The 737-nt window shown below is 71.4% G+C and carries 1 protein-coding gene; it reads right to left on the reverse strand.

The annotated features are described in order from the left end of the window. Positions 1-537, reverse strand: a 537-nt coding sequence (locus tag AB3M81_RS18530) for a signal peptidase I (RefSeq protein ID WP_412905419.1), incomplete at its 3' end; no start/stop codon positions are given. Between the last annotated feature and the right edge of the window lie 200 nt (positions 538-737).

Here is a 737-nt window from a genome sequence, read left to right on the forward strand (position 1 = left end):
CTGCTCGTCGCGGGTGGTGACGGCGCGGCCGAGCTGGACGAGCGCGATCAGGGCGATGAGGGCGGCGGGGGCGCCGATGACGAGGCGGCGGGTGTCCGGGTCGGCCAGGGCGATGAAGGCGTGGCCGATGTAGGGGACGGTGGTCCGGACGACGGGCTGCGTGCCGTCGACGAGGCTGAACTCCCACGGATCGGGGTCCGGGTTCGCGTCGCCCTGCGTGGTGAAGACGGTCCGGCCGTTCTCGCCCTCCTCCATCGTGAGGATGCGGTGCGTGACCAGGGTGCCGACGCCGGAGTCGGCCGGCGGGAGGTAGGTGATGACGTCGCCGACCTTCAGGTCCTCGACGGGGGTCGGCTTCTCGAACGCGATCGAGCCCTTCTCGAAGGTGCCCGACATCGAGCCGCCGGTGATGACGTAGCGCTCGTAGCCGAAGAAGCCCGGCACGATGTACGCGGCGCTGGCAACGGTGATGGCCACGAGCAGCAGCGAGGAGAGCAGGCGGCCCAGGCCGCGGGTGGTGGTGGCGAGCTGCTTCATCGTGACTCTCCTTCAGGGGGTGTCGGTCGTGCGGTGCTGGTCCCGGGGTGAGGGGCTGGGCGTGGCAGGGCGCCCAGTGGGGGATCGGCGCCGGAGGGGGGTGCGGCGCCCACTGGGGGGATCGCGCCCTGCCACTTCAACCCTGCGTTCCCCAGGAGGTGGGGTCTTACTGGTTGGTGGTGGTGCCGTCGAGCTGGACG

The sequence above is a fragment of the Aeromicrobium jepli genome (genome assembly GCF_047246605.1).
Taxonomy (GTDB): Bacteria; Actinomycetota; Actinomycetes; order Propionibacteriales; family Nocardioidaceae; genus Aeromicrobium.